Below are 1,952 nucleotides of genomic sequence, written 5' to 3'. Positions count from 1 at the left end.
TCTAACATCCATCCAGCGCTTTTCCTCGAACGAGCGCGCCATCGCATGCACGGTGCGCTCGATTTCAAGTCCTTCGTCGAAATCGATGATGCGCGCCGGCTTGCCGGCAAGCCGCGCCAAAAGTTCCCGGCATTCGATGATCTTGAGGTCGATGAAGCCGAGACCGTGGCCGGGTGCCGGCAGGAAGGCGTCGTAGGGCTTGTGATGCGGCGCCACCAGGATAGTGCGATAGCCTTGCTCGGTCGGCCGGTCTGATGTGAGGTAGAGCTGGAACTCGTTCATCCGCTCCTGGTCGTACAGGATCGAGCCCTTCGAGCCGAAGATCTGGATGGCGATCCGGCCCTTGCGGCCCCAGGCCGAACGATTGACCAGCAGCGTGCCGGCAATGCCGTTTTCGAGATGCATCAGCACGTTGGCGATGTCGTAGGTCTCGACCGCGCGGCGCCCGCCCGACGCAACGCGGCGATCGGCATAGGGTTTTGCCATATCGCACATCACGCGGGCGACGCGGCCGAACAGCACGGCGACCAGCGACAGCGGATGCACGGCGAAATCGTCGAGCGCGCCGTAACCGGACGCCGCCTCGTGCTTCCAGAAGAACAGCGCCTCCGGGTCGGCCATGAAATCCTCATCCATCTCGACGCGCAGATGGTTGACCTCGCCGATGATTTTTTCGTCGAGCAGCGCACCGATATGACGGATGGCCGGGTTCTGGATGTAGTTGTAGCCGAGAGCGGCCACCTTGCCGGACTTTTGCGCCGCCGCCGCCATGGCTTGCGCCTCGGCAAAACTCGGCGCCATCGGCTTTTCGCACCACAGATGCTTGCCGGCTTCGAGGATGGCGATGGCCATTTCCGGGTGGAACTGGTTGGGCGTGGTCAGCGAGACGATATCGATATCCGGATCATCGACGACGGCACGCCAGTCGCCGGAGGCCCTGGCGAAGCCGAATTCGCTGGCACGACGTTTGGCAAGATCCTCATTGACCTCGCCGAGATGGACCAGCCTTGGCTTGGCCACGTCGGAAAAGACGGTGCCGACCGCGTTCCAGGCGATGGCGTGACACTTGCCCATGAAGCCCGTGCCGATAAGACCGACTCCGACCATTTCCCTTGTCTCCGTCGCCAGAAAGATTGTGTGGATGAATTAGTCCATTTTATCCAGAAATGGAACGCATGCCTCATTTTTTATGGCCTTCTTGCACAGGCTCGCTATGATGGGGCACACACGGCATCGACTGACGAGCCTGGGCGGAGCGACGATGGACGAACGGGTGCCCCGCGATTTCGAGACGCTGCGGACGACGATCCTGGAACGGCGCCATAGCCTGCCCAAGCGTATCGCGCAGATCGCCGCCTATGCGCTCGACAATCCTGACGACATTGCCTTCGGCACGGCCGCCAGCATCGCCGCTTCGGCCGGCGTCCAGCCTTCGACCTTGATCCGTTTCGCCCAGCAGCTCGGCTTCGACGGCTTCACCAGTCTGCAGCTGGTGTTTCGCGAGCGCCTGCGTGAGCGCAATTCGTCCTATGACGAAAGACTGGCGGCATTGCGCGCCAAGGCCGAGGAAGGCGCCGGTCACCGGGCGATCTTCGACGGCTTCGTCGCCGCGGCCAGCACCTCGCTCAATGATGTTTCAGGCAGGTTGAACGAAGACCATTTCGAAGATGCGATCGCCTTGCTGGCAAAGGCGGAGACCATCTATGTGCTGGCCAAGCGCCGCTCGTATCCGGTCGCCTCCTACATCGCCTATGCGCTGGGCAAGCTCAAGATCCGCAACCAGCTGATCGAATCGGCCGCCGGCCTCAACGCCGAGATGATCAGCTTTGCCTCGCCCAGGGATGCCGTCATCGCCATCAGTTTCTCACCCTATGCCCCGGCGGCCATCGACGAGGCGCGCGTCATTTCCGAGCAAGGCGTTCCGATCGTGGCGATCACAGACAGTTCCTTTT

General features: G+C 61.9%; 2 protein-coding genes. One reads left to right on the top strand and one right to left on the bottom strand.

Going from position 1 to position 1,952, the window contains the following annotated elements:
* Positions 1–1,107 (bottom strand): Gfo/Idh/MocA family oxidoreductase (locus tag EOA86_RS32650; RefSeq protein ID WP_164892233.1); only part of this gene is annotated, 1,107 nt, incomplete at its 3' end.
* Between the two features lie 154 nt (positions 1,108–1,261).
* Here EOA86_RS32650 and EOA86_RS32645 point away from each other — a divergent pair.
* Positions 1,262–1,952 (top strand): MurR/RpiR family transcriptional regulator (locus tag EOA86_RS32645; protein ID WP_164892232.1); only part of this gene is annotated, 691 nt, incomplete at its 3' end.

The sequence above is a fragment of the Mesorhizobium sp. M5C.F.Ca.IN.020.32.2.1 genome (assembly GCF_004023105.1).
In the GTDB taxonomy this organism is placed as follows: Bacteria; Pseudomonadota; Alphaproteobacteria; order Rhizobiales; family Rhizobiaceae; genus Mesorhizobium; species Mesorhizobium wenxiniae.
Note: the sequence above shows the minus strand (reverse complement) of the source record. Positions and strands in the feature narration are given on the sequence as shown.